The organism is Sphingopyxis sp. H073 (assembly GCF_001468395.1).
In the GTDB taxonomy this organism is placed as follows: Bacteria; Pseudomonadota; Alphaproteobacteria; order Sphingomonadales; family Sphingomonadaceae; genus Sphingopyxis.
The window spans coordinates 63,107-88,115 of sequence record NZ_LNSG01000011.1; the positions used below are offsets into that span (position 1 = coordinate 63,107).

General features: G+C 65.9%; 25 protein-coding genes. 13 read left to right on the forward strand and 12 right to left on the reverse strand.

The window, feature by feature from the left end; translation table 11 throughout:
• Positions 1 to 85 precede the first annotated feature (85 nt).
• Together ATE64_RS17965 and ATE64_RS17970 are read left to right on the forward strand one after the other, a co-directional pair.
• Positions 86 to 700, forward strand: a complete 615-nt coding sequence (locus ATE64_RS17965; protein WP_058456331.1) for a beta/gamma crystallin-related protein — start codon at positions 86 to 88, stop codon at positions 698 to 700.
• Positions 701 to 713: 13 nt separating this feature from the next.
• The gene (locus ATE64_RS17970; RefSeq protein ID WP_058456332.1) at positions 714 to 1,025 is read left to right on the forward strand and encodes an MliC family protein; all 312 of its coding nucleotides are present in this window, start codon (positions 714 to 716) and stop codon (positions 1,023 to 1,025) included.
• On the opposite strand, the gene ATE64_RS17975 is transcribed toward ATE64_RS17970, so the two are convergent.
• The 8 genes from ATE64_RS17975 to gluQRS all read right to left on the reverse strand — a co-directional run bounded on the left by ATE64_RS17975 (position 1,020) and on the right by gluQRS (position 7,844).
• Complete coding sequence (locus ATE64_RS17975; protein ID WP_197410170.1) at positions 1,020 to 2,162, reverse strand: epoxide hydrolase family protein; 1,143 nt, start codon at positions 2,160 to 2,162, stop codon at positions 1,020 to 1,022. The genes ATE64_RS17970 and ATE64_RS17975 overlap by 6 nt on opposite strands.
• A gap of 41 nt (positions 2,163 to 2,203) precedes the next feature.
• Complete coding sequence (locus tag ATE64_RS17980; RefSeq protein ID WP_058456333.1) at positions 2,204 to 2,692, reverse strand: hypothetical protein; 489 nt, start codon at positions 2,690 to 2,692, stop codon at positions 2,204 to 2,206.
• A gap of 38 nt (positions 2,693 to 2,730) precedes the next feature.
• Positions 2,731 to 3,597 (reverse strand): 3-hydroxyacyl-CoA dehydrogenase NAD-binding domain-containing protein, encoded by an 867-nt coding sequence (locus tag ATE64_RS17985; protein ID WP_058456334.1) that lies wholly within the window; start codon positions 3,595 to 3,597, stop codon positions 2,731 to 2,733.
• Between the two features lie 69 nt (positions 3,598 to 3,666).
• Positions 3,667 to 4,653, reverse strand: coding sequence for an L-histidine N(alpha)-methyltransferase (gene egtD, locus ATE64_RS17990; RefSeq protein WP_058456335.1), 987 nt, complete (start codon positions 4,651 to 4,653; stop codon positions 3,667 to 3,669).
• Between the two features lies 1 nt (position 4,654).
• Entirely contained in the window at positions 4,655 to 5,941 is a 1,287-nt protein-coding gene (egtB, locus tag ATE64_RS17995; protein ID WP_058456336.1) for an ergothioneine biosynthesis protein EgtB, read from the reverse strand.
• Positions 5,942 to 6,165: 224 nt separating this feature from the next.
• A complete protein-coding gene (locus tag ATE64_RS18000) occupies positions 6,166 to 6,747 on the reverse strand; it encodes a cob(I)yrinic acid a,c-diamide adenosyltransferase (RefSeq protein WP_058456337.1) in 582 nt (193 codons plus the stop codon).
• An 11-nt stretch (positions 6,748 to 6,758) separates the two neighbouring features.
• On the reverse strand, positions 6,759 to 6,983 hold the full coding sequence (locus ATE64_RS18005) for an HIG1 domain-containing protein (RefSeq protein WP_058456338.1): 225 nt from the start codon (positions 6,981 to 6,983) through the stop codon (positions 6,759 to 6,761).
• 9 nt (positions 6,984 to 6,992) lie between these two features.
• Positions 6,993 to 7,844: a tRNA glutamyl-Q(34) synthetase GluQRS gene (gluQRS, locus tag ATE64_RS18010; protein ID WP_058456339.1), complete on the reverse strand. Its 852-nt coding sequence runs from the start codon at positions 7,842 to 7,844 to the stop codon at positions 6,993 to 6,995.
• Between the two features lie 170 nt (positions 7,845 to 8,014).
• On the opposite strand from gluQRS, the gene ATE64_RS18015 reads away from it, so the two are divergent.
• The 3 genes from ATE64_RS18015 to ppc all read left to right on the forward strand — a co-directional run bounded on the left by ATE64_RS18015 (position 8,015) and on the right by ppc (position 11,911).
• Positions 8,015 to 8,581 (forward strand): HNH endonuclease, encoded by a 567-nt coding sequence (locus ATE64_RS18015; protein ID WP_058456388.1) that lies wholly within the window; start codon positions 8,015 to 8,017, stop codon positions 8,579 to 8,581.
• A gap of 179 nt (positions 8,582 to 8,760) precedes the next feature.
• The gene (locus ATE64_RS18020; protein WP_058456340.1) at positions 8,761 to 9,177 is read left to right on the forward strand and encodes a YbaY family lipoprotein; all 417 of its coding nucleotides are present in this window, start codon (positions 8,761 to 8,763) and stop codon (positions 9,175 to 9,177) included.
• A 64-nt stretch (positions 9,178 to 9,241) separates the two neighbouring features.
• On the forward strand, positions 9,242 to 11,911 hold the full coding sequence (gene ppc / locus ATE64_RS18025; RefSeq protein ID WP_058456341.1) for a phosphoenolpyruvate carboxylase: 2,670 nt from the start codon (positions 9,242 to 9,244) through the stop codon (positions 11,909 to 11,911).
• Positions 11,912 to 11,992: 81 nt separating this feature from the next.
• On the opposite strand, the gene ATE64_RS18030 is transcribed toward ppc, so the two are convergent.
• The 4 genes from ATE64_RS18030 to ATE64_RS18045 form a co-directional block, all read right to left on the reverse strand.
• A complete protein-coding gene (locus tag ATE64_RS18030; protein WP_058456342.1) occupies positions 11,993 to 12,514 on the reverse strand; it encodes a hypothetical protein in 522 nt (173 codons plus the stop codon).
• A 173-nt stretch (positions 12,515 to 12,687) separates the two neighbouring features.
• Positions 12,688 to 13,491: an SDR family oxidoreductase gene (locus ATE64_RS18035; protein ID WP_058456343.1), complete on the reverse strand. Its 804-nt coding sequence runs from the start codon at positions 13,489 to 13,491 to the stop codon at positions 12,688 to 12,690.
• A 17-nt stretch (positions 13,492 to 13,508) separates the two neighbouring features.
• On the reverse strand, positions 13,509 to 14,627 hold the full coding sequence (locus ATE64_RS18040) for an acyl-CoA dehydrogenase family protein (protein ID WP_058456344.1): 1,119 nt from the start codon (positions 14,625 to 14,627) through the stop codon (positions 13,509 to 13,511).
• A 120-nt stretch (positions 14,628 to 14,747) separates the two neighbouring features.
• Entirely contained in the window at positions 14,748 to 15,929 is a 1,182-nt protein-coding gene (locus tag ATE64_RS18045; RefSeq protein WP_058456345.1) for an acyl-CoA dehydrogenase family protein, read from the reverse strand.
• A gap of 170 nt (positions 15,930 to 16,099) precedes the next feature.
• On the opposite strand from ATE64_RS18045, the gene ATE64_RS18050 reads away from it, so the two are divergent.
• From ATE64_RS18050 to ATE64_RS18085, 8 genes are all read left to right on the forward strand, one after another.
• Positions 16,100 to 16,957: an SDR family oxidoreductase gene (locus ATE64_RS18050; protein WP_058456346.1), complete on the forward strand. Its 858-nt coding sequence runs from the start codon at positions 16,100 to 16,102 to the stop codon at positions 16,955 to 16,957.
• On the forward strand, positions 16,954 to 18,393 hold the full coding sequence (locus ATE64_RS18055) for an MFS transporter (RefSeq protein WP_058456347.1): 1,440 nt from the start codon (positions 16,954 to 16,956) through the stop codon (positions 18,391 to 18,393). The genes ATE64_RS18050 and ATE64_RS18055 overlap by 4 nt, the downstream gene beginning before the upstream one ends.
• Positions 18,390 to 19,829 carry an MFS transporter gene (locus ATE64_RS18060; RefSeq protein WP_058456348.1) on the forward strand — a complete coding sequence of 480 codons (1,440 nt, stop codon included), beginning with the start codon at positions 18,390 to 18,392 and terminating at the stop codon, positions 19,827 to 19,829. Before ATE64_RS18055 ends, ATE64_RS18060 begins: the two co-directional genes overlap by 4 nt.
• A 123-nt stretch (positions 19,830 to 19,952) precedes the next feature.
• A complete protein-coding gene (locus ATE64_RS18065; protein ID WP_058456349.1) occupies positions 19,953 to 21,245 on the forward strand; it encodes an acyl-CoA dehydrogenase family protein in 1,293 nt (430 codons plus the stop codon).
• A 26-nt stretch (positions 21,246 to 21,271) separates the two neighbouring features.
• The gene (locus tag ATE64_RS18070) at positions 21,272 to 22,363 is read left to right on the forward strand and encodes a Zn-dependent alcohol dehydrogenase (protein WP_058456350.1); all 1,092 of its coding nucleotides are present in this window, start codon (positions 21,272 to 21,274) and stop codon (positions 22,361 to 22,363) included.
• Positions 22,360 to 23,433 (forward strand): phosphotransferase family protein, encoded by a 1,074-nt coding sequence (locus tag ATE64_RS18075; RefSeq protein WP_058456351.1) that lies wholly within the window; start codon positions 22,360 to 22,362, stop codon positions 23,431 to 23,433. Before ATE64_RS18070 ends, ATE64_RS18075 begins: the two co-directional genes overlap by 4 nt.
• A complete protein-coding gene (locus ATE64_RS18080) occupies positions 23,430 to 24,206 on the forward strand; it encodes an SDR family oxidoreductase (RefSeq protein WP_058456352.1) in 777 nt (258 codons plus the stop codon). The genes ATE64_RS18075 and ATE64_RS18080 overlap by 4 nt, the downstream gene beginning before the upstream one ends.
• Positions 24,206 to 25,009 (forward strand): SDR family NAD(P)-dependent oxidoreductase, encoded by an 804-nt coding sequence (locus ATE64_RS18085; RefSeq protein WP_058456353.1) that lies wholly within the window; start codon positions 24,206 to 24,208, stop codon positions 25,007 to 25,009. The genes ATE64_RS18080 and ATE64_RS18085 overlap by 1 nt, the downstream gene beginning before the upstream one ends.

Here is a 25,009-nt window from a genome sequence, read left to right on the forward strand (position 1 = left end):
AGAATTTGCAAGCCGCTCGAGCTTGGCTTAAGCTTTCAGAATATAACGAATCCCGGGTCGCATTTCGCTGAAATGGGAGGCTGTCATGAAAAGCGCATATCGTTTGTCGATCGTTGCCGCCGTGGTCGCGGTTTCGGGGGCGGGACTTTTCGCAACTTCGAGCGCCCAGCCGCCCGAAGACAAGATGCTGCGTCCGCCCGAAGCGACCATCTATCGCGACGCGGCCTATAAGGGGCCAGCGATCTTCATCGGCGAGGAAAAGTCCAATCTCGGCCTCGCCTGGCCGGTCAATTCGATCCGGGTCGCGAGCGGCCGCTGGGAATTGTGCGAAAGGACACGCTTCCGCGGCCAGTGCCGCACCGTCGACCGCGACACCCCGATGATGGGCAATATCCTGCGCGGCATCACCGTCCAGTCGATCCGGCCCGTCGGTTCGGGCGGGGGCGGCTGGAACCCCAACCCGCCCGCCAACGACCAGGTCGCGCGCGGCAATTTCGCCGAATTTCACACCCAGCCTTCGCAAGGCAATTACCGTGTTCTCGCCTGCACACGAGGGTCGGCGACGGCCAATTGCGCGGCGCAGACCGCCGACACCTGGTGCCGCTCGATCGGCTGGAACGGGTCGGCGCGCGAACATATGGAGACGGTCGCGGGGCGGATCTATCTCGCCGACGTGCTGTGCGTACGCTCGGGCTATTAAGGGGAGAGACATCATGAAAAAGACGGTGGCAATCCTCGCCGCAGCGATTGCGCTTGCCGGCTGCTCGTCGGTCCCGCGCAATACGGGGACCAGCTATGAGTGCAGCGGCGGTACGAAGCTCAAGGTCGACTATGTCAGCAACGGTGCGATCGTTCGCGTCAACGGGATGCGGACGATGGTCCTGAAGGCGACGCCCGCCAACGCGGGTCAGATCTACGAGAACAAGTCTGGCGCCCGCCTCGCCCGCAACGGCAATGACGTCATGTGGAACACGGCCGCACGCTCCGCAGCCGAAAGCTGCCGCGTCGTCTATACGCCGCTATAGGGTCATTTCGGCGAGGGCCGCGCGCACTTCGCCGACGAACAGGTCGGGCTGCTCCCACGCGGCGAAATGGCCGCCGCGGGGCAGGTCGTTCCAGTAGACGATATTCTTGTATCGCCCCTCGGCCCAGCGGCGCGACAGGCGCATGATCTCGTTCGGGAAGAGACTGCATCCGGTGGGCACATGGATTTCCCCGAAGCCGAAGGTGGCGAAGCTGTGCCAATAGAGCCGCGCCGACGAGGCCGCGCTATTGGTCAGCCAGTAGAGGCTGACGGTGTCGAGCATCGTATCCTTCGACAGCGCCTTTTCGGGATGGCCGCCGATCGACTGTCCGCCCGGTTCATGACCGCAATCGGTCCACCCGTGGAATTTCTCGACGATCCAGCACATCTGTCCCACCGGAGAATCGGCAAGGGCGTAACCCACGGTCTGGGGCCGCGTCGCCTGCTGGGTCGAATAGCCGTTATCCTTGGCGCGATACCAGCCGAAGCGGGCGAGATAGGCCTTCTCGTCGTCGGTGAGGTCGGACATCGTCGCCGGGTCGGGCTGGCCGACGATCATGTTGACGTGGATGCCCGCGCAATGGTTCGCGTGATTGCCGCCGATCGCGCAGGTCACGGCGCTGCCCCAGTCGCCCCCCTGCGCAAAATAGCGGTCGTAGCCGAGCGCGACCATCAATGCGTCCCATGCCGCCGCAATATGCTCGACGCTCCATTTGGCCTCCGCCGGCTTGCCCGAAAAGCCGTAGCCGGGGAGCGACGGGATCACGAGATGATAGTCGGCCGACAGCGGTTCGATGACATCGAGGAATTCGAGCACCGAGCCCGGCCAGCCGTGCGTCAGGACGAGCGGCCGCGCCGCGGGATTCGGCGAGCGGATGTGGAGGAAATGGATGTCGAGGCCATCGATCTGCGCGAGGAAGTTGGGATAGCTATTGAGCCGCGCCTCTACCTCTCGCCAGTCGTAACGGTCCTGCCAATAGGCCGCGAGTTCCTGCGCATAGGCGAGCGGAACGCCCTGGTCCCAATCGTCGACGGTCTCCTTATCGGGCCAGCGCGTCCGCGCCAGCCGATCGCGCAGATCGTCGAGCGCCGCCTGCGGCACATCGACGGTGAAGGCCCGGATATCGGCGACGTCCATCCAAATCCCCTCGCTCGCTGCTCCCTATGTCGGGGCATGTATCAGGGCCGCGCGGGCGCTTTGCAACCGCGTTGCAGGCCGACCCCTTTCAGAAAACCACGCCGTACCGTTCCGGCATAGACCGCCGCGGCATAGCGCCGCCGTTCGGCGTTGGCCCCGGTGACTTCACCGATCAGCCCGCGGAAGGGAATGACCGATCCGGCCAGACTGCCCGCGACGCGCCCCGCGGTTTCTTCGCGCTTTTTTTCGCGGTCCTTGTCGACCATTTCGTTGACGTCGGGGCCGAGCACCTCGTTGAGTTCGGTCACCTCGCGAATGATCGCCGAACATTTGCCCAGCCCGGCCAGCGAATAGGGGTCGCCCTGGATCGCCAGCAGTTTCGGGGGCGCTTCCTTGCCGTCGAACGGTTCGGTCACCTGGTTGGCGGTGTCCTTGATGGTGGAATCTTCGGGCGCGCCCTGCTGGGCGTATGCGGTCGCCGAAACGGCCAGCGCGGCGGTCGATAAAACTGCGAAAGTCCCTTTGTGCATCTGACGCCTCCTTCGCTGCTCCCGTGCAGCCTGCCAAGCTAACGCGTCGGAACCGGTTCGGCTCCCGTCCAGTCGTAGAAGCCGCGCCCCGCCTTCTTGCCGACCCAGCCCGCCTCGACATATTGGACGAGCAGCGGCGCGGGGCGGAATTTCGGATCGCCGGTGCCGCTCTGCAGCACGCGGATGATCTCGAGGCAGGTATCGAGCCCGATAAAGTCGGCGAGCGTGATCGGACCCATCGGATGGTTGAGACCGAGGCGGCAACCGGCGTCGATATCCTGCATCGTCGCGACCCCCTCGCCGAGCGCAAAGATCGCCTCGTTGATCAGCGGCATCAGGACACGGTTGACGATAAAGCCCGGCGCGTCGTTGGCATGGACGATTTCCTTGCCGAGCCCGCGGCCATAGGCCTCGACCTTCGTCAGCGTGTCGTCGCTCGTTGCGAGGCCGCGGATCAGTTCGATCAGGCCCATGACGGGCACAGGGTTGAAGAAATGGACGCCGATGAAGCGCGCGGGATCGGGCGCGGCCTGCGCAAGGCGGGTGATCGGGATCGAGCTGGTGTTGCTGGCGAGGATCGCGGTCGCCGAAAGATGCTGGCCGACGCTGGCGAAGATCGCGCGCTTGATCTCCTCGCGCTCGGTCGCGGCTTCGACGATGAGGTCGGCAGGTGCGAAGGCGGCATGATCGGCGACGGGGGTGATGCGGCCGAGCAAGGCGTCGGCGTCGGCTTGCGTCATCTTTTCCTTGGCAACGAGGCGCCCGAGCGATTTCGCGATTCCTGCCTTGCCGGCCTCGGCGCGCGCGATGTCGATGTCGGAAAGGAGCACATCATGGCCCGCGCCCGCCGAAACCTGCGCGATGCCCGCGCCCATCTGCCCTGCCCCGATGACGCCTACGATCATTGCCTGCCCTTTCGCTGAAATCCTGCCCGTGCCCCTACGGCTTCGAGCATAGGCGTCAAGAGCGGAGCATCACGGAGCCGAGCGGAACTCGGTCGCTTCGGCGAGGATCAGCGCGAAGGCGGGGTCGGCGTCGTCCCAGGTCGCGACCGGGGTCCAGCCGCCGGCGCGGAGGAGCAGGTTCGCGTCGCGCGGGCCGTACTTGTGGCTGTTCTCGCTGTGGATCGTCTCGCCCTTCGCCATCGCATAGCTGCGGCCGTCGACGGTGAAGTCCATCTCGCACGCCGCAACGAGATGCATTTCGATGCGCGCATGGACATCGTTCCAGATCGCGCGATGGCTGAAATTCTCGACCGGGATCGTCCCGCCGAGTTCGCGATTGATGCGTTCGAGGAGGTTGAGATTGAACGCCGCGGTGACCCCCGCCGGGTCGTCATAGGCACGTTCGAGAACCGCGATATCCTTGATCCGGTCGACCCCGATCAGCATCAGCGAGCCGTCGCCGAGTGCAACGCGCCAGTTGCGAAGGAGGTCGATCGCCGTGCGCGCGACCATGTTGCCGATCGTCGAGCCCGGAAAGAAGCCGAGCTTGGGCAGCGGGCAGATTTCGCGCGGCAGGTCGACGCGCTGGGTGAAATCGGCCTCGACCGGATAGATGGCAAGCGCCGGAAAGCGGTCCGCGAGCGCCTCGGCGCTGTCGCGGAGGAAATCTCCCGAAATATCGACGGGGACATAGGCGGCGGGGTCGATTGCCTGCAGCAGCAGCGGCGTCTTCGTCGAGCTGCCCGAGCCCAATTCGACGACCGCGCGGCCGGCGCCGATCGCCGCCGCCATTTCGGCCGCGTGGCGGGTCAAGAGATCGGTTTCGCTGCGCGTCGGATAATATTCGGGGAGCGCGGTGATATCCTCGAACAGCGCCGATCCCGTCGCATCGTAGAACCACCGCGCGGGGATCGCTTTTTGCCGCTGCGACAAGCCCGCGTGGACGTCGGCGCGAAACGCGATGTCGACGCCCGTTGCATCGGCATCGACCTGTCGGAGTTGGCGGACAACGCCCATGTCAGAGATCCTTTGCGAGACGGAGGCCGGTGAATTGCCAGCGCTGGTGGGGGTAGAAGAAATTGCGATAGGACGCGCGCATATGGCCGCGCGGCGTGGCGCAGCTACCGCCGCGCAGCACGAACTGCCCGCTCATGAACTTGCCATTATATTCGCCGACCGCGCCGGGCGCGGCACGGAAACCGGGATAGGGGCGATAGGCGCTGCCGGTCCATTCCCACACGCTGCCGAACATCTGTTGCAGATCCGTGTCGTCGCTGGCAGCCCGCGGCTGGACCGGCCCGGCCGTATCGAGCTGCTGTCCGCCAAGCGGGTCTAGTGCGACCGCCGCGGCTTCCCATTCGAATTCGGTTGGAAGGCGCGCCCCGGCCCAGGTCGCGAAGGCGTCGGCCTCGAAGAAGCTGATGTGCGTCACCGGCGCGGCGGGGTCGATCTCGCGCCATCCCGACAAGGTGAAATGCCGGCCTTCGCGCCAATAGGCCGGCCCCTGAATATCCTCGGCCTGCACCCATGCCCAGCCGTCGCTGAGCCAGAGCGCGGATGCGTGATAGCCGCCGTCGGCGATGAATTCCTGCCATTCGCGGTTGCTCACCGGACGGCTGGCGAGCGCATGCTGCGCGAGAAGCGCATCGTGGCGCGGGCCTTCGCAGTCGAAGGCGAAGCCGCCGCCGACGTCACCGACCGGGATCACCCCTTCGGCGCCCTTGACCCACTGCAGAGCGCCCTGCCCGGAATCGGCGCAAATCTGCGCAACTTCACTCGCGATTGCACCCTGTTCCCACACTGCGGGGCCGAGCGGGTTCTGCGCGAAGAGATGCTTGAGGTCGGTGAGCAGCAATTCCTGATGCTGCTGTTCGTGGTGGATGCCAAGCTCGACCAGCGCCAGCGCGGCGGGCGGCAGATCGGGGAGCGCGGTCTGCACCTCGGCGTCGACATGCGCGCGCCATATGCAGACTTCGTCGAGCGAGGGGCGGGTCAGCAGCCCGCGGTGCGGGCGCGCATGGCGCGGCCCCTCGGCCTCGTAATAGCTGTTGAAGAGATAGGCGTAGCGGGTGTCGAAGAGGCGATAGCCGGGCAGATGGTCGCGCAGCACGAACGTCTCGAAAAACCATGTCGTGTGCGCGAGATGCCATTTGGCGGGCGAAGCGTCGGGCATCGACTGCGCGCTCGCGTCGGCGTCGGACAGGGTGGCGACAAGATCGCGCGACAGACACCGGGTCGCGGCGAAGCGGCGGGCCAGTTCGTCCAGCGGATCGGTACGGTTCGAAGCGTCGGTGCGGCTGGCCATGACTCAGACAATCCCCCGAGGTGCGATTCGGTTTCGCTGCAGAACCGATTATGGTTACGGCGCGAAGGATTGTCTAGAACAATAGGGGAACATGGCTCTCCCCGTGGCGCAGCGATGGGGAGGTGGCAGCCGCGCAACCGCTGACGGAGGGGCTATGGCGCAGCCCCTCCGCCACGCGCTTCGCAAGCGGTCCCCCTCCCACGGCTTCGCCGCAGGGAGGATGCTCAGCGCGTGGCGCCGGGTTTCCAGAGCACATCGCCCCCGGCAGCGGCGTTGATGTGCCGCGTCATCACGAACAGATGGTCCGACAGGCGGTTGAGGTAGTTGAGCGCGAGCGGGTTGAGATCGCGCTCGGCATTCGCCGCTACCGCAGCGCGTTCGGCGCGGCGCGTCACCGCGCGCGCCAGATGCAGCCGCGCCGCCGCATCGGTGCCGCCGGGCAGGATGAAACTCCGCAGCGCATCGAGCGCATCGTTCATGCGGTCGATCTCGTCTTCCAGCCGCGCGATCTGGCTCGGCACGATGCGCAGCGCCATGTCGTGCGGGCCGAAACCGAACTGGATGTCGGGCGGGGTCGCCAGGTCGGCGCCGAGGTCGAACAGCTCGTTCTGGATGCGCGACAGCATCGCCGCCTCTTCGCTCGCCGGATCGAGCGCGACTGCCGCGAACCCGACCGCGCTGTTCGCTTCGTCGACGTCGCCGATCGCCGCCATCAGCGGCGCCGATTTGGCAATCCGCGAGCCGTCGACGAGGCCGGTGGTGCCGTTGTCGCCGGTGCGCGTGTAGATCTTGTTGAGCTTGACCATGGGGCCGCGGCTTAGCTTCCGGCGGCGGTCACGCCGATGATGATCAGCAGGATGATCGTGATCGCCTGCCACTTAACCCGGGCCATCATCATCTTGTTCTGCATGATCTGGTTTTCGCGAAGATTGCCCTCGGCCTCGGCGCGGTGGCCTTGCGCGAAATAGATGAGCCCGCGCGCGAGCGAGAAGAGGACGAGACCGGCGGCCGCGATGACCGCGAGGACGAGGATGATCTGCATGACCCCACTTTAGGGAATTTGCAGCGAATAGCCAGCGGGAAGCCGCTGCGCGAGCAAATCGGCGGCGAGCGCGGGGCCGTCGACGCCGCTATCGCGAAGCGAAGCGAGCGCGGCGGCGGCGTCGCGTTTCGCGAGCCTCTTGCCGTCGGGGCCGCAGACGAGGCCGTGGTGGCGATAGACCGGGGTCGGCAGGCCGAGCAGTGCCTGCAGCAGCCGGTGGACATCGGTCGAGGCGATGAGGTCGGCGCCGCGAATGACGTGCGTGACGCCCATCGCGGCATCGTCGAGGGTCGAGGCGAGATGATAGCTGGCGGGCGCGTCCTTGCGCGCGAGGACGATATCGCCATGCGCCAAGGGATCGGCGACGCGCATCCCCCGCCCCTGCTCTTCCCAGCGAAGGTCACCCCCGAGCGCGGCGGCGCGCGCCATATCGAGGCGCCACGCGTGCGGCTCTGCCGCGAGGCGACGGTAGCGTTCGGTCCCGGACAGATGGCGGCAGGTGCCGGGGTAGATCGAACCGGATGGGCCGTGCGGCGCGGCGAGGCTCGCGGCGATATCGGCGCGGGTACAGAAGCAGGGATAGACGAGCCCGCGCGAACGCAGCTCGTCGAGCGCGGCCGCATAGCGCCCGAGATGCGCCGACTGGCGCACCGGATCACCGTCCGGGTCGAGCCCGAGCCAGGCAAGGTCGGCGAGCGAGGCCGCGACATAGTCCTCGCGCGAGCGGCTGCCATCGATATCGTCGATCCGGAGCCGGAAGCGCCCGTTTGCGGCGCGCGCCGCGCCGTGCGCGAGCACCGCGCTATAGGCATGGCCCAGATGAAGCTCGCCCGTCGGACTCGGCGCGAAGCGCGTCAGCATGGCAGCCCGAGCGAATCCATATGCTGTGCCGTGCCAAAGCGAATCATTCCATATCTTGCGGGCATAAGCCCCTTGACGTCAGAATCTGATACGTCATGTAATGACGGTGTCACGCAGGGAAGGCAGTGGCGCGCCATCCCGCGAAGAAATGGGGGCAGCGTTACCAAGCCATGTTCCATCCCGATCTTGCCCGGCATCCCGATTCCTGTCCGGCTCTCGTCCTCAATGCAGACTATACGCCGCTGAGTTACTATCCGCTGAGCCTGTGGCCATGGCAGACCGCGGTCAAGGCGGTTTTCCTCGACCGGGTGACGATCGTCGAGAATTACGAACGCGAAATCCATTCGCCGACGCGGACGATGCCGATCCCGAGCGTGATCGCACTCAGGCAGTATGTGAAGCCGTCGCAATATCCCGCCTTCACGCGCTTCAACCTGTTCCTGCGCGACCGCTTCGCGTGCCAATATTGCGGGTCGGGGAAAGATCTGACGTTCGATCATGTCGTCCCGCGCCGCCTCGGCGGACGGACGAGCTGGGAGAATGTCGCGACCGCCTGCGCGCCGTGCAACCTCAAGAAGGGCGGCCGGACGCCGCAACAGGCGCACATGCCGCTCCACCAGCAGCCGTGGCGCCCGACGAGCTGGCAGCTGCAGGACAATGGCCGCTGCTTCCCGCCGAATTATCTGCATGAAAGCTGGATCGACTGGCTTTACTGGGACGTCGAACTGGAGGGGTGACATACCCTTCTCGTCATCCCCGCGAAGGCGGGGATCCAGCTTTCTTCTTCCTGTCTTTGCGCCTTCGCGTGAGGCCCTTCTTTTTTGTTTCGCGCAAAGGCGCAAACGCGCAAAAAGAACTGGTAAAAAAGAAGCTGGATTCCCGCCTTCGCGGGAATGACGAGGTAGGAGAGTAGATCATGCTCCGTTTCGCTTCCGCCATCGCCCTCGCCCTTTCGCTCGCCGCCTGCGCCTCGACCGGGGTGCCCGCCGAGCGTACCGTCGCCGTCACGGGCAGCATCGCCTATCGCGAGCGCATCGCGCTGCCACCGACCGCACAAATCGAGGTGCGGCTCGACGATGTCAGCCGTGCCGACGCGCCCGCCACCAATATGGCGACGCAGAGCTTTGCGAGCGAAGGCAAGCAGGTGCCCTTCGCCTTCACCCTAACCGTCGACCGCGCCGATATCGATCCGCGGCACAGCTATGCCGTGTCGGCGCGGATCACCGATGCCGACGGCAAGCTGATGTTCATCACCGACACGCGCAACTCCGTTACATTCGAAAGCCGGCCGGCGATCGATCTGGGAACGCTAATGCTCGTCAAGACGCACTGATCTTTCGCCAGCATAGCTATGCGCGGCTTGACGCTGCGTCTTCGCAGGTGCAGCAAAGCCGCCCATGGAACCGCCGATCCAGATCTCGCAAAATCCCGACATCCGCTATCTCGGGCGGATTCTCGGCGACGTCATCCGCGCCTATGGCGGCGAGAAGCTGTTCCGGCAGACCGAATATATCCGCTCGTCGAGCGTCGACCGGCACCGCGGGATTGCCGGGGCCGAGGCGATCGATCCGGGGCTCCACGCGCTGAGCCTCGACGACACGGTCGCCTTCGTGCGCGGTTTCATGCTGTTCTCGATGCTCGCGAACCTGGCCGAGGACCGGCAGGGCGTCGCGGCCGAACCCGAGGCGACGGTTGCCGCCGCGCTCGAAAAGCTGCGCGCCGACGGGATCGACAGCGATGCGGTCGCGGCGCTGCTGAACGCCGCGCTCGTCGCGCCGGTGCTCACCGCGCATCCGACCGAGGTGCGGCGCAAATCGGTGCTCGATCACAAGAACCGCATCGCCGAGCTGATGCGGCTGCGCGACGCGGGGCTCGACGAGACGCCCGAAGGCGACATCGTCGAGGAAGCGATAAGGCGGCAGATCGTGCTCTTGTGGCAGACGCGGCCGCTGCGCATGGAAAAGCTGTTCGTCGCCGACGAGATCGACAACGCGCTGACCTACCTTCGCGACGTCTTCGTGCCGGTGCTGCCCAAGCTCTATGCGCGCTGGGAGAAGGATCTGGGGCAACGCCCCGCGAGCTTCCTTCGCGTCGGAAGCTGGATCGGCGGCGACCGCGACGGCAATCCCTTCGTCACCGCCGAGACGCTGAACATGGCGACGAGCCGCAACGCCGCGGCGGTGCTCGGCCACTACGCAGACGCCGTTCACGCCCTCGGCGCCGAGCTGTCGGTGTCGTCGGGGCTCGCGCCGGTGCCGCAAGCGGTCGAGGCGCTGGCCGAAGCAAGCGGCGACAATGCGCCGAGCCGACGCGACGAGCCCTATCGCCGCGCGCTGTCGGGGATCTATGCGCGCGTCTGCGCGACTTACGCCAGCATTGTCGGCAAGGCGCCGCCGCGCGCGTCGGCGCTGAAGGGCGCGCCCTATGCCACCCCGGCCGATTTCCGCCGCGATCTGCTGGTCATCGCGAACGGGCTGTCGGCGAGCGGCGAGGGCCAGCTCGTCGGGATCGGCGCGCTCGGGCGGCTGATCCGCGCGGTCGAAGTCTTCGGCTTCCACCTCGCGACGCTCGACATGCGGCAGAACAGCGCGGTCCACGAGCGCGTGCTGGCGGAGTTGCTCAAGGTGTCGGGGGTCGAGGGCGATTATCTGGCGCTGGGCGAGGAGGCGCGCGTCGCGCTGCTCCGCCGCGAACTGGGCGTGAACCGGCCGCTTGCCGCCGCGTGGCACGAGTGGAGCGAGGAGACCGCGGGCGAGCTTGCGATCGTCCACGCCGCCGCTTCGGTCCGCGCGCGGCTCGGCCACCAGGCGATATTGCAGTGGATCATCAGCAAGGCCGAGAGCCTGTCCGACCTTCTGGAGGTCCATGTCCTCGCGCGCGAGGCCGGGCTGTGGTCGGCCGAGGGCAACGACACGCTGATGGTCGTGCCGCTGTTCGAGACGATCGCCGACCTCGACGACGCGCCCGCGATCATGGCGCGCTATTTCGCGCTGCCCGAAATCGCGCCGCACATCGCCGCGCGCGGGCATCAGGAAGTGATGATCGGCTATTCGGATTCGAACAAGGACGGCGGTTACCTCACCTCGACCTGGGGGCTGCATCAGGCGTCCGCCGCGCTGACCCCGGTGTTCGACGCGGCCGACACGTCGATGCAGCTGTTCCACGGCCGCGGCGGCGCGGTCGGGCGCGGCGGCGGCAGCGCCTTTGCCGCGATCCGCGCGCAGCCTGCGGGCACGGTGCAGGGGCGCATCCGCATCACCGAGCAGGGCGAGGTGATCGCGGCGAAATATGGCACCGCCGACAGCGCAGCGACGAACCTCGAGGCGATGGTCTCGGCGAGCCTGCTCGCGAGTTTGGAGCCCGAGGGGCTGGCAGGCGACGATTGCGGGCGCTTCACCGCCGCGATGGATGCGCTGTCGAACAGCGCCTTCCGGGCATATCGCGGGCTCGTTTACGAGACGCCGGCGTTCAAGGATTTCTTCCGCGCGATGACTCCCATCGCCGAGATTGCGGGGCTGAAGATCGGGTCGCGGCCGTCGAGCCGGACCAAATCGACCGCTATCGAGGATCTGCGCGCGATCCCGTGGGTGTTCAGCTGGGCGCAGGCGCGCACGATGCTGCCCGGCTGGTACGGAACGGGTGAGGCCTTTTCGGAGTTCGGCGACAAGGCCCTGCTCGCCGACATGGCCGAGAGCTGGCCCTTCTTCGCCGCGCTGCTCGGCAATATGGAGATGGTGCTCGCGAAATCCGACATGGGGATCGCGGCACGCTACGCCGAACTGGCGAGCGGGGTCGACGGGCATGCGGCGATCTTCACCCGCATCCGCGACGGCTGGAATCGCGCGCATGACGGGCTGCTCGCCATCACCGCCCAGTCGCGGTTGCTTGAGAAGAATCCCGCGCTAGAGGCGTCGATCCGGCTGCGGCTGCCCTATATCGAGCCGCTCAACCTGCTCCAGATCGAGCTGATGAAGCGCCACCGCGCGGGTGAAACCGATCCACGCATCGCCGAGGGCATCCAGCTCACCATCAACGCGATCGCGACCGCGCTCAGGAACAGCGGATAATGCTGTGAACCCCGGCGAAAGCCGGGGCCCATGTCCGAACATTGCTACTGGGCCCCGGCTTTCGCCGGGGAGCACGTCCGGTCAGCTCTTGCTAATCGTCACCTTGCCCTTGGCATTCGCGCCGTCGGGGCCGAAGTCGATCTTGAAATCATCGCCGTCCTTGGTCGTTCCGCGCAAGGTGTCGCCGGCGCGCTGGACCTGGATATTCTTCTTGGCGAACTCGCCCGCCATCCAGTCGGCCGCCTTGGCGGGCGGGGCGGGAGAGGTGAAGCCGAGTTCGACGGTCGCCTTGTCGCCGCCGCTGCCATTGTCGCGCGCATCGACATTGACCGTCGTGACATTGCTGCCCGGATAGAGTTTCACGCCGTCGATATCGAAATCGCCCTCGACGTCGAGGTCGACGAAATCGGGGATCTTCATGTCGATCCCGACGCCGTCGCCACCGATCTTGATCCGGCCGTTGCCGTCCTTGCCGGCCGTGATCTGAACCCCGCCATGCTCGTCGCCGGCGTTGATCGAGACTTCGGTCTTATCCTTCTTCTCCTCGCCCTGCCCGCAGGCGGCGAGGAGCATCATCGGGGGGATCAGAAAGGCAAAACGCATGGCACATCTCCTTGGTGCATTAGTTACATAATACACCTTGGGTTTGCCGAGTCAACGCCTCCACTCTCGTCATCCCGGACCTGATCCGGAATCCATGCAACAGCGGTCGTTTTGGGCCCCGGATCAGGTCGAACGAGTCACGTGTCTCGTTCGAGGGTGACGATGCTTGAGGATCAGGCGTCGATGCTGGTCTTCAGATCGCCGTGGACCAGCCCGCCGTCGACCGCGATCGTATCGCCGACGACATAGTCGCCCGCCTTCGACGCGAGGAAGATCGCGGCGCCAGCCATATCCTCGGGCACACCGATACGCTTGACCGGGATGCCCTTCGCGACCGCGTCGCCATGGTCGCGCGCCGCCTTGTTCATGTCCGACTGGAAGGCGCCGGGGGCGATCGCGGTGACGATGATATTGTCGGTCACCAGCCGCGCCGCGAGGCGCTTGGTGAGATAGAGGATCGCCGCCTTCGACGCGTGATAGCTGTAGGTTTCCCACGGATTGAGCCGCAGCCCGTCGATCGAGCCGATGTTGATGACCTTCGCGGGGCGCTCGTGCGATCCGCCCGCCTTGAGCAGCCCGTGCAGCGCCTGCGTCAGGAAAAAGGGCGATTTGACGTTGATGTCCATCACCTTGTCCCAGCCCGCCTCGGGAAAGCCCTCGAAGGGTTCGCCCCACGCTGCGCCCGCATTGTTGACGAGGATGTCGAGGCGCTCCTCGCGCGCTTCGAGTTCCTTGGCGAGCGCGCGGCAGCCCTCGACGGTCGAGAGGTCGACGGGAAGCCCGATCACCTTGCCCGGATAGCGCGTCTCGAAATCGGCGACGGCTTCCTCGATCTGCGCACTCTTGCGCGCCGAGATATAGACGCGCGCGCAGCCCGCCGCGAGATAGCCCTCGACGATCATCTTGCCGATCCCGCGCGAGCCGCCGGTGACGAGCGCGATGCGGCCGTCGAGGCCGAACATGTCCTGAAGATTCATCTGGCTTCTCCCGTCGATCAGTAGCCGCTCATCCGTGCGACCTGTTCGGTGTGATAATGGACGTCGCCCATAAATTCGGCGAGCGCACGGTCGCGCTTCATATAGAGGCCGATGTCATATTCGTCGGTCATGCCGATGCCGCCGTGCATCTGCACGCCTTCGCGCACCGCGAGGTTCGCGGCGCGGCCGGCCTTCGCCTTGGCGACCGAGACCATCAGCTTCGCGCCGTCATTGCCCTGGTCGAGCAGTTCCTGCGCCTTCATCACCGCCGCGCGCGCGACTTCCATCTCGCCATAAAGATGCGCGGCGCGGTGCTGGAGCGCCTGGAATTCGCCGATCAGACGCCCGAACTGCTTGCGTTCCTTGAGGTAACCGACCGTCATGTCCATCGCGCCCTGGCCGACGCCGACCATTTCGGCGGCCGCGCCGGTGCGCGCAGCGGCGAGCAGCGCGTTCAGCACCTCTTCGCCGGCATCGACTTCGCCGATCACCGCGTCGGCGTCGACCTCGACGCCGTCGAGCGTGACATGGCTCGCAAGCGAGGAATCGACGAGGCGGCGCGGATCGGCGGTCACGCCCTTCGCTTGCCTAGGCACCGCGAACAATGTGATCCCGCCGTCGGTCTTCGCCGCGACGATGCTCATGTCGGCGACATGGCCGTGGAGCACGAAGCTTTTCTTGCCGTCGAGACGGAAGCCGTTGCCCGCGCGCGTCGCGGTCGTCGCGATGCGCTCGGGGCGATGCTTCGATCCCTCGTCGATCGCGAGCGCGACGATCGCCTCGCCCGCCGCAATCGCGGGAAGCCAGCGCACGGCCTGCGTGCCGCCCGCCTTCGCAAGCGCGGCGACCGCGCCGACGCTGGTCGACAGGAAAGGCGACGGGGTCAGGTTGCGGCCGATTTCCTCGAGCACGATGCCCGCCTCGATATGCCCCATGCCGAGCCCGCCATGCGCCTCGGGAACGAGCATCCCGGGCAGACCCATTTCGACGAACTGCGCCCAGAGGTCGCGCGAGAAGCCGGTGGCGTCGTCGCTGTCGCGAAGCTGGCGAAGATGCGCGACCGGCGCCTGTTCGGCGATGAACGGGCCGACGCTGTCCTTCAGCATCAGCTGGTCTTCATTATGATAAAGCGGCATTTTGTTTCTCCAGTTCCCCACCCCCTTGCGGGAGGGGTTAGGGGAGGGCTTGTTAAGACACCGCCCCTGAAATCGACAGGCCCTCCCCCGACCCCTCCCGCAAGCGGGAGGGGAGAAGGATTACGCTCCCGGCAGGTCGAGAATGCGCTTGGCGACGACATTGAGCAGGATTTCGCTCGTCCCGCCTTCGATCGAATTGGCCTTGGTGCGAAGCCACCCGCGCGGGCGGGCGCCGCCCTTGGTTTCGGGGCTGTCCCATTCGAGCGCTTCGCTGCCACCGCACGCCATCACCAGCTCGTGCCGTGCCTTGTTGAGTTCGGTGCCGACATATTTCATCATGTTCGAGCTCGCGGGATGCGCGCGGCCGGTTTTCCACATATCGATGAAACGCTCGCCCATCGCCCGATAGGCAAAGGCGTCGACGTCGAATGCGGCAAGCTGGGCGCGCAGGATCGGATCGTCGAGCTGGCCCGCCGCGTTGCGGCCGAGCACCCCGGCAAGCGCGCCGCCAAGACTGACGAGCTCACCCGCCGAATCGCCGCCCGAAATCATCTCGCGCTCGTGCCCGAGGAGATATTTGGCGACGTCCCAGCCGCGATTGATCTCGCCGACATACTGCGTCTTGGGCACGACGACATCGTCGAAGAAGGTCTCGCAAAACGGGCTGTTGCCCGAGATGAGCTTGATCGGCTTCGTCGTGACACCGGGGGTCGTCATGTCGAAGAGCATGAACGTGATGCCCTGATATTTGTTCGTCTTGTCGGTGCGGACGAGGCAGAAGATCCAGTCGGCCTTGTCGGCATAGCTGGTCCAGATCTTTTGGCCGTTGACGACCCAGTGATCGCCCTTGTCCTCGCCATAGGTCTGCAAGGACACGAGGTCGCTGCCCGAGCCGGGTTCCGAATAGCCCTGGCACCAACGGATTTCCCCGCGCGCGATCGGGTTCAGATAATGGACCTTCTGTTCTTCGGTGCCGAACTGCAGCAGCGCCGGGCCGAGCATCCAGATGCCGAAGCTGTTGAGCGGCGAGCGGGCGCCGATGCGCGCCATTTCCTGCTTGAGGATCTTGGTCTCGGCCGCCGAGAGACCGGCGCCGCCATAGGGCTTCGGCCAGTCGGGAACGGTATAGCCTTTGGCTACACAGCGTTCGAGCCACAGCTTCTGCGCCTCGCTCTGGAATTTCCAGTTGCGGCCGCCCCAGCAGACGTCCTCGTCACCGCGGACGGGTTCGCGCATTTCAGGCGGACAATTTTCTTCCAGCCACGCGCGCACTTCGGCGCGGAAGGCGTCTAGATCGCTCATCTTCAAGGCTCCTCTTCTGACCGCAAATCTAGGACCGGAGAGCTACTTTACGCAAGCGTCAACTTGGGCCAAAAACCGACGCTACGGCGCCGTAACGGAAGATTGCTCGCCGTTGACGCGACGGGCTTCGCGCCTAAGTTGCGTGGCAAAATAAAACGGGAGCAGAGGATATGCGATTCGCAGGCAAGATCGCCGTGGTCACCGGCGCGGCATCGGGCATCGGCAAGGCCGCGGTGCTGAAACTCGCGGGCGAAGGCGCGCATGTTTTCGCCGCCGACATCGACGAAGCGGGCGGCCGCGCGCTGGCCGAACAGTCGAACGGCAAGATCGACTTCGTCCGCTGCGACGTCACCGTCCCCGCCGATATCGAAGCGCTGATGAATACCGCCGCCGAGAAAGCTGGCGGGATCGACATCGTATTCAACAACGCCGCCGCGGGCGGCGACCGCGCGCCGATCGACGAGATCACGCCCGAAGGCTGGGACCGGACGATGGACCTCGTCCTCAAATCGGTCGCGATGGGCATCCGTTATGCCGCGCCGCACATGAAGCATCGCAAGGGCGCCAGCATCGTCAACACCGCAAGCGTCGCGGCGCTCGGCGCGGGCTATTCGCCGACAGCCTATGCGGTCGCCAAGGCCGGCGTGCTGCATTTGAGCAAGGTCGCGGCCACCGATCTGGCGCAATATGGCATCCGCGTGAACGCGATCTGCCCCGGCTTCATCAACACCAATATCTTCACCGCTTCGCTCGACGTGCCGGGCGAGCTCAAGACGCAGGCGAACGCCGTGATCGCGCAGATGAGCGCGCAGGCGCAACCGGTCGCGCGCGGCGGCCAGCCCGAGGATATCGCAAACGCGGTCGCCTATCTCGCGAGCGAGGAGTCGAGCTTCATGACCGGGACGCATATGCTCGTCGACGGCGGGCTGACGATCGGCCAGCGTCACGCATGGGACAAGGAAACGCCGGGCATGTTCGATGCCCTGCTCGCGATGGAGGAAGCGGCGAAAGCCGGAGCCGCCGGGTGACCGCCGACACCCCGGTATCGACGCGCCTGCCGGTCCGGCTCAAGCTGTTCCACGGCCTTGGCAGCGTCGCCTATGGCGTCAAGGACAACGGCTTTTCGACCTTCCTGCTGATTTTCTACAGCCAGGTGGTCGGGCTGGATGCCAGCCTCGTATCGCTCGCGCTGATGTTCGCGCTGCTCGCCGACGCCTTCGTCGATCCGCTGATCGGCTATTTCTCCGACCGCACTTACACGCGCTGGGGTCGGCGCCATCCCTGGCTTTATCTCGCGCCGATCCCGCTCGCTTTCGCATGGATGCTGCTCTGGTCACCGCCCGACGACCATACGCATATCTTCGCCTATCTGGTCGTCGTGGCGGTGCTGGTGCGTACGCTCGTTTCGTGCTGCGAGGTGCCGTCGCAGTCGCTCGTCGCCGAACTGACGAGCGATTATGACGAACGCACCGCGCTCGTCCGCTTCCGCTTCCTCTTCGCGTGGGGCGGCGGGCTGCTCGTCTTCTTCCTCGCCAACACGGTCTTCCTGCGCCCCGACGCGACGCACGAATTCGGCCAGCTGAATCCCGCCGGATACTGGCTCTATGGCCTGTGCGGCGCGATCCTGATGGCGGCGACGGTGCTGATCTCGGCGATCGGCCAGCATCGCCGCGTCGCGCATCTGCCCGCGACCAAGCCCGAGCCCGGATCGCCGAAACGGCTGTTCGCCGAAATCTGGGAATCGCTGCGCCACCCCGCCGCGCTGATCCTGCTCGGCGCCTCGCTGATCGCGATTTCGAGCACGCAGATGACTTTCACCATCTCGAACTTCCTCTACCTCTATGTCTGGCGCTTTTCGGACGGCGCGTTCGCGGCGCTGCCGTGGCTGCTGATGGTGAGCGTGATCGGTTCCTTCCTGCTCGTGCAACCGCTGCACCATCGTTTCGGCAAGAAAAGGACCGCGGTGGTGTGCGGGATTATCAGCACGATTTTCTGGGTCGTCCCCTTCGTACTGCTGCTGTCGGGCAACTGGCCCGCGATCGGATCGAGTTTTTCCAGCAACCTGCTGATGGGCTTCATCCTCCTCTCGAACATCAATGCGGTGATGCTGATGATCTCCGGCCAGTCGATGCTCGCCGATGTGGTCGAAGCCTCGCAGGTCGAGACCGGGCGCCGCACCGAGGGCGTGTTCGCGGCGGGCTGGATGTTCGTCCAGAAATGCGCGACCGCGGTGGGAATCGGATTGACCGGACTGCTGATCAGCCTGTCGGGGCTGCCGTCGAAGGCGATCCCGGGGCAGGTCGCGCCCGAGGTGATCGAGCGGCTGGTGGTCAGCTATGGCGTGATCGTGGTGATCGCCGCCGCCTGCTCGACCTGGATCTTCTCGCGCTTTCCGATCAACCGCGCCGACCATGAGGCACGGATCGCCGCCTTGTCGGCGACCGAGGCGACCGGCCTGCAATGACCGCGCCCGCCCTTCCCGCCCCGCTCCCGATGCGGATCAAGCTGGCGCACGGGCTGGGCAGCGTGACGCTGGGGATCAAGGAGGCGGGGCTCACCACCTTCTTCATGCTCTATTACAATCAGGTGCTCGGCTTCGATCCGCGCACCGTGTCGCTGGTGTTGATCGGCGCGATGGTGATCGACGCGCTGGTCGACCCGCTGATCGGGCGCCTGTCCGACGCGACACGCACGCGGTTCGGGCGGCGGCTGCCCTGGCTCTATGGCGCGGCGGTACCGATGGCGATCGCCTGGGCCTTGCTGTGGGTCTCCCCCGACATCGCGCAGCATTCGACGCTGGGGCTGATCGTCAATGTCGTCGCCGTGCGTATCCTCGTCTCGGCGTGCGAAATCCCGTCGGTGTCGCTCGTCGCCGAACTGACGCGCGACTATGACGAGCGCACGACGCTGATGCGCTTCCGCTTCCTGTTCGGCTGGCTGGGCGGGCTCACCGCGACAGCGCTCGCTTATGGCTATTTTTTGACCTCCGACGAGCCGGGACAGAGCGGGCTGCTCGAAGCCGCGGGCTATACCGAATTCGGGCTGTTCGGCGCGGCGATGATCCTGGTGACGACGCTGGGGTCGGCGCTGGGGCAACACCGGCGCATCGTATCGCTGCCGCCGCCCGCCGCGACAGGACACGGCAATTCGATGCTCGCCGATATCGCGCTCGCCTTTCGCAACCCCGCCTTCGTCGCGCTGGTCAGCGGGGCGCTGTTCATCGTTACCGGCTATGCTACCACGATCGCCTCGATCAACTATATGATGCTCTACGTCTGGCAGCTCGGCGACGCGCAGTTCGCCTGGTATCCGCTGGGGCTCGCGATCGCGGTGTTCGGCGCCTTCGCCGCGGTCGGGCGCGCGCATCGCCGCTTCGGCAAACGCGACACAGCGATCGCCGCCGCGCTGTTCAGCGGCGCGCTCGCCTTCGTGCCCTATGCCGCGCGCAACCTCGGCTTCTGGCCCGAACTCGGCGGGACGACGTCGGTCTTTCTGCTGCTCGGCTTCATGACGCTGTCGCTCTTCGGGCAGATCGTGGCGAACATATCCGCCGCGTCGATGGTCGCCGAAATCGTCGAGGCGCACGAGGTCGATCATGGCACGCGAATCGAGGGCGTGTTTTTCGCGGGCTATCTGATGACGCAGAAATTCGGGCAGGCGCTCGGCATCTTCCTCGTCGGTCAGCTCGTCGCCTTTGCAGGGCTGGGCGAGCGGATGCGGCCCGAGGACCTGCCCGCCGACACGGCGACCCAGATGGGATGGATTTACGCCGGGCTGATGGTGTTGATCGGAGTGCTCGCCGCGCTCGGGCTGCGCCGTTACGCGATCGACCGGGCCAGCCACGAGGCGCGGCTGGCGCTGCTTGGCGGAGGCGCGCCCGCCCATAAGGAGCGCTCATAGCGAATATGCCGAAACATAATGTCCGCCGATCGCAGAAAAATGCGATTTCGCGGCATCCGGGCCTTGGCAAAGCGACCGAATCGGCCCAAGGGTTTACGTAAACGTAAAGGGAAGGATGTAGCGATGGATTTCGATCTTACCGACCGGCAGAAGCATTGGCAGGGCCGGGTTCGCGATTTCATCGAGCGCAAGGTCCGCCCCGCGGTTTCGACCTACAAGCAGCAGGATGCCGCGGGCGATCGCTGGAAGGTGATCGAGGTCGTCGAGGACCTGAAGGCCGAGGCGAAGGCGGCGGGCATCTGGAACCTGTTCATGCCGCCCAAGTCGGCCGCGCACCATCATGTCGACGAGACGTTCGAGTTCGAAGGCCCCGGCCTCACCAACCTCGAATATGCGCTCTGCGCCGAAGAAATGGGCCGCATCGGTTTTGCGAGCGAAGTGTTCAACTGCTCGGCGCCCGACACCGGCAACATGGAAGTCTTCCACCGCTACGGGACGCGGGCACAGAAGGACAAATGGCTCGCGCCGCTGATGAACGGCGAGATCCGTTCGGCCTTCCTGATGACCGAACCGGCGGTTGCCTCGTCCGATGCGACGAACATCGAGACGCGGATCGAACGCGACGGCGACGATTATGTGATCAACGGCACCAAATGGTGGTCGTCGGGCGCGGGCGATCCGCGCTGCAAGGTGGCGATCGTGATGGGCAAGACCGACTTCGGCGCCAAGCGCCACGCGCAGCAGTCGATGCTGGTCGTGCCGATGGATGCGCCGGGGATCAACATCAAGCGCCACCTGCCCGTCTTCGGCTATGACGACGCGCCGCACGGCCATATGGAAATCGAACTGAAGGACGTGCGCGTCAATGCCGAGGAGGCAATGCTGCTCGGCGAGGGCCGCGGCTTCGAAATCGCGCAGGGCCGTCTCGGGCCGGGCCGCATCCATCACTGCATGCGCACCGTGGGCGTCGCCGAGGAAGCGCTGGAACGCATGTGCAAGCGGCTCCAGTCGCGCGTCGCCTTCGGCAAGACGATCGCCGAGCACAGCATCTGGGAACAGCGGATCGCGCGCGCGCGGATCGACATCGAGATGACGCGCCTGCTCTGCCTGAAAGCCGCCGACATGATGGACAAGGTCGGCAACAAGTCGGCCGCGGCCGAGATCGCGATGATCAAGGTGCAGGCGCCGAACATGGCGCTCTCGATCATCGACGATGCGATCCAGGCGCATGGCGGCGGCGGGGTCAGCGACGACTTCGGCCTCGCCAAGATGTACGCAGGCCAGCGCACGCTGCGCCTGGCCGACGGCCCCGACGAGGTTCACGCCCGCGCGATCTCGCGCATCGAGCTCGCGAAACATTCGCCCGCCGCGACCGATGCCGGCTTCTCGTCGGGCGACATCGGCGTTTCGCGCTAAACAGCAGCAGATTTCGGAGACACACTTTGACCAAAGCCGCCGTTCTGATCGAGCCGGGCAAGCCGCTCGTCATCGAAGATGTCGTCGTCGACAAGCCCGGCCCGCACGAGGTGCGCATCCGCACCGCGGCGTGCGGCCTGTGCCATTCGGACCTGCACTTCATCGACGGTGCCTATCCGCACCCGCTGCCCGCGATTCCCGGGCACGAGGCGGCGGGGATCGTCGAAGCGGTCGGCAGCGAGGTTCGCACGGTGAAGCCCGGCGATGCGGTCGTCACCTGCCTGAGCGCCTTCTGCGGCCATTGCGAGTTTTGCGTCAGCGGACGCATGTCGCTTTGCCTCGGCGGCGACACGCGCCGTCCCGCAGGATCGGCGCCGCGCATCACGCGCCCCGACGGCTCGCCGGTCAACCAGATGCTCAATCTCAGCGCCTTTTCGGAGGTGATGCTGGTCCATGAGCATGCCTGCGTGCGGATCGACCCCGACATGCCGCTCGACCGCGCCGCGGTGATCGGCTGCGCGGTGACCACCGGCGCCGGAACGATCTTCAACGCGTGCAAGGTGACGCCCGGCGAGACCGTTGCCGTCGTCGGCTGCGGCGGCGTCGGCCTCGCGACGATCAACGCCGCGAAGATCGCCGGCGCAGGCCGCATCATCGCCGCCGACCCCGTGCCCGAAAAGCGCGAACTCGCGAAGAAGCTTGGCGCGACCGACGTCGTCGATGCGCTGTCTGACGATGCCGCGAAGCAGATCCTCGAAATCAGCAAGGGCGGCGTCGACCATGCGATCGAGGCGGTCGGACGCCCGGCCTCGGCCAGCCTTGCGGTCGCTTCGCTCCGCCGCGGCGGCACCGCGACGATCCTCGGCATGATGCCCCTCGCCGAAAAGGTCGGCCTCAGCGCGATGGACCTGCTGTCGGGCAAGAAATTGCAAGGCGCGATCATGGGCGGCAACCGCTTCCCGGTCGATATTCCGCGCCTTGTCGACTTCTACCTCCGCGGACTGCTCGACCTCGACAGCATCGTCGCCGAGACCATTCCGCTGAGCCAGGTCAACGAAGGCTTCGACAAGATGCGAAAGGGCGATGCCGCGCGGTCGGTGATCGTGTTCGACCAATGACGACGGGCATCGACGCGCAAAAGGCCTTCAGCGGCACCGTCGCCCCCGAGGGGGCCGACATACTCGACGAAGCGAAGCTGACCGCGTGGATGGAGGCAAATGTCGAAGGCTTCAAAGGCCCGCTGACCCAAAGCAAGTTTGCCGGCGGCCAGTCGAACCCGACGTACAAGATCAGCGCGCCCTCGGGCAATTATGTCCTGCGTCGCAAGCCTTTCGGCCCGCTGCTGCCCTCGGCGCACGCGGTCGACCGCGAGTACAAGGTGCAGGCCGGACTCCATAAGACCGGCTTCCCCGTCGCGCGCCAGTACGGCCTCTGCACCGACGACAGCGTCGTCGGCAGCTGGTTCTACGTCATGGGCATGGTCGACGGACAGACAATCTGGGATGGGTCGATGCCCGGCTCGACCCCCGAGAACCGCCGTGCGACCTATCATGCTATGATCGACACGCTCGCCGCTCTGCACAGCGTCGATATCGAGGCGGCGGGTCTGTCGGACTTCGGCAAGCCGGGCAATTATTTCGGCCGCCAGGTCGACCGCTGGACGAAGCAGTACAAGCTCTCCGAAACCGAGACGATGGACGAGATGGAGCGGCTGATCGCCTGGCTGCCCGCGACCTTGCCCGAACAGACGCGCACCAGCGTGGTCCATGGCGACTATCGCATCGACAATATGATCTACGCGAAGGACCGGCCCGAAGTTCTGGCCGTCCTCGACTGGGAATTGTCGACGCTGGGCGATCCGCTCGCCGATTTCACCTATGTCGCAATGGCCTGGGTGACCGAGAATGGCGGGCGATCGGGGGTCATGGACCTGGACCGCAAAGCGCTCGGCATTCCCGAACTCGACGAGGTCGTCGAGCGCTATTGCCAGGCAACGGGCCGCGACGGCGTGCCCGACATGAACTGGTATTTCGCCTATAACTTCTTCCGCCTTGCCGGGATCATGCAGGGGATCAAGAAGCGCGTCATCGACGGCACCGCTTCCTCCGCCCATGCCAAGGCGATGTCCGAACGCGTCCTCCCGCTCGCGGAAAAGGCGTGGGATTTTGCACGAAAGGCAGGCGCATGAGCCTTTTCGACATGAGCGGTCAGGTCGCGCTGATCACCGGATCGTCGCGCGGCATCGGCAGGGCGATCGCCGAGGCGATGGCCGAGCAGGGCGCGAAGGTCGTGATCTCGAGCCGCAAGCAGGACGCCTGCGACGCCACCGCGGCCGAGATCAATGCGACGTTCGGCAACGGCACCGCGATCGCTGTCCCCGCGAATATCTCGTCGAGGGACGATCTGCAGCACCTCGTCGATACGACGCGAAAGGCGTTCGGCAAAATCACCGCGCTTGTCTGCAACGCCGCGTCGAACCCCTATTACGGCCCCGGCCTCGGGATCAGCGACGACCAGTTCCGCAAGATCATGGACAATAACATCCTGTCCAACCATTGGCTGATCTCCATGGTCGCGCCCGAAATGGTCGAACGCGGCGAAGGCGCGATCACGATCATCAGCTCGATCGGCGGGCTCAAGGGATCGCCGATCATCGGCGCCTATTGCATCTCGAAGGCCGCCGACATGCAGATGGCGCGCAATTTCGCGGTCGAGCTGGGTGCGAGCGGCATCCGCGTCAATTGCATCGCGCCGGGCCTGATCCGCACCGACATGGCGCGCGCGCTGTGGGAGGATCCCGAAAATCTGCGGCGCTCGACCGCCGCCTCGACGCTGAAGCGTATCGGCGAACCCCACGAGATCGCGGGCGCCGCGGTCTTCCTCGCCAGCAAGGCTGGAGCATTCACCACCGGCCAGACCATCGTCTGCGATGGCGGCGCCACGATTTCGGGAGGCGCATGATGGGCGCATTGGACGGCAAGATCGCAATCATCACCGGCGCAGGTTCGGGTATCGGCCGCGCGAGCGCACTGCGTTTCGCCGCCGAGGGCGCGAAGCTGGTGCTCGGCGACAAGACGGCGGCGGTGCACGACACCGCGCAGGCGATCAAGGATGCGGGCGGCGAGGCGATCGCGCTCGAGATCGACGCGGGGGTCGAGGCCGACGTCGCGAAGCTGGTCGCGGCCGCGAAGGACAGTTTCGGCGGGCTCGATGTCGCGTTCGCCAACGCCGGGATCATCGGCGACATGGGGGGCATCTTCGATTTCGACCCCGCCGCGTGGGCCGAAACGCTGCGTGTCAACCTGATCGGCCCCGCGCTGATGGTGAAGCACGCCGGCAAGGCGATGGTCGACCAGGGGCGCGGCGGCGCGATCGTGCTGACCGCAAGCGTCGCCGGGATCAATTCGGGCGCGGGCCCGGGCGCCTATTCTGCGTCGAAGGCGGGCGTCATCAACCTCGCCAAGGTCGCGGCGCAGCAGCTGTCGACCAGCGGCGTGCGGGTCAACGCGATCTGCCCCGGCCTGACCGAGACCGGCATGACCAAGCCGACCTTCGACTATGCGAAAGCCAAGGAGGTCACGCACAAGCTCGGCCAGCTCAATCCGCTGCGCCGCGCAGCGCAGCCCGAGGAGCTGGCGAATGTCGCCCTCTTCCTGGCGAGCGACCAGGCGAGCTATGTCAACGGACAGGCGATCGCGGTCGACGGCGGCCTTACCAGTTCGCATCCGGTGACGCGCCAGCTATTGGGCCAGACGTCACACTGA

Excerpts from the sequence above, each read along its gene's own strand:
- ATE64_RS18040 (WP_058456344.1), bottom strand. The coding sequence starts at position 14,627 with ATGCCGCTTTATCATAATGAAGACCAGCTGATGCTGAAGGACAGCGTC.
- gluQRS (WP_058456339.1), bottom strand. The coding sequence starts at position 7,844 with ATGCTGACGCGCTTCGCGCCGAGTCCGACGGGCGAGCTTCATCTGGGC.
- ATE64_RS18080 (WP_058456352.1), top strand. The coding sequence starts at position 23,430 with ATGAGCCTTTTCGACATGAGCGGTCAGGTCGCGCTGATCACCGGATCG.
- ATE64_RS17970 (WP_058456332.1), top strand. The coding sequence starts at position 714 with ATGAAAAAGACGGTGGCAATCCTCGCCGCAGCGATTGCGCTTGCCGGC.
- ATE64_RS18020 (WP_058456340.1), top strand. The coding sequence starts at position 8,761 with ATGCTCCGTTTCGCTTCCGCCATCGCCCTCGCCCTTTCGCTCGCCGCC.
- ATE64_RS17965 (WP_058456331.1), top strand. The coding sequence starts at position 86 with ATGAAAAGCGCATATCGTTTGTCGATCGTTGCCGCCGTGGTCGCGGTT.
- ATE64_RS18050 (WP_058456346.1), top strand. The coding sequence starts at position 16,100 with ATGCGATTCGCAGGCAAGATCGCCGTGGTCACCGGCGCGGCATCGGGC.
- ATE64_RS17985 (WP_058456334.1), bottom strand. The coding sequence starts at position 3,597 with ATGATCGTAGGCGTCATCGGGGCAGGGCAGATGGGCGCGGGCATCGCG.
- ATE64_RS17975 (WP_197410170.1), bottom strand. The coding sequence starts at position 2,162 with ATGGACGTCGCCGATATCCGGGCCTTCACCGTCGATGTGCCGCAGGCG.
- ATE64_RS18065 (WP_058456349.1), top strand. The coding sequence starts at position 19,953 with ATGGATTTCGATCTTACCGACCGGCAGAAGCATTGGCAGGGCCGGGTT.
- ATE64_RS18035 (WP_058456343.1), bottom strand. The coding sequence starts at position 13,491 with ATGAATCTTCAGGACATGTTCGGCCTCGACGGCCGCATCGCGCTCGTC.
- ATE64_RS18085 (WP_058456353.1), top strand. The coding sequence starts at position 24,206 with ATGGGCGCATTGGACGGCAAGATCGCAATCATCACCGGCGCAGGTTCG.
- ATE64_RS18060 (WP_058456348.1), top strand. The coding sequence starts at position 18,390 with ATGACCGCGCCCGCCCTTCCCGCCCCGCTCCCGATGCGGATCAAGCTG.
- ATE64_RS18045 (WP_058456345.1), bottom strand. The coding sequence starts at position 15,929 with ATGAGCGATCTAGACGCCTTCCGCGCCGAAGTGCGCGCGTGGCTGGAA.
- ATE64_RS18030 (WP_058456342.1), bottom strand. The coding sequence starts at position 12,514 with ATGCGTTTTGCCTTTCTGATCCCCCCGATGATGCTCCTCGCCGCCTGC.
- ATE64_RS17980 (WP_058456333.1), bottom strand. The coding sequence starts at position 2,692 with ATGCACAAAGGGACTTTCGCAGTTTTATCGACCGCCGCGCTGGCCGTT.
- egtD (WP_058456335.1), bottom strand. The coding sequence starts at position 4,653 with ATGGGCGTTGTCCGCCAACTCCGACAGGTCGATGCCGATGCAACGGGC.
- ATE64_RS18000 (WP_058456337.1), bottom strand. The coding sequence starts at position 6,747 with ATGGTCAAGCTCAACAAGATCTACACGCGCACCGGCGACAACGGCACC.
- ATE64_RS18015 (WP_058456388.1), top strand. The coding sequence starts at position 8,015 with ATGTTCCATCCCGATCTTGCCCGGCATCCCGATTCCTGTCCGGCTCTC.
- ppc (WP_058456341.1), top strand. The coding sequence starts at position 9,242 with ATGGAACCGCCGATCCAGATCTCGCAAAATCCCGACATCCGCTATCTC.
- ATE64_RS18075 (WP_058456351.1), top strand. The coding sequence starts at position 22,360 with ATGACGACGGGCATCGACGCGCAAAAGGCCTTCAGCGGCACCGTCGCC.
- ATE64_RS18005 (WP_058456338.1), bottom strand. The coding sequence starts at position 6,983 with ATGCAGATCATCCTCGTCCTCGCGGTCATCGCGGCCGCCGGTCTCGTC.
- egtB (WP_058456336.1), bottom strand. The coding sequence starts at position 5,941 with ATGGCCAGCCGCACCGACGCTTCGAACCGTACCGATCCGCTGGACGAA.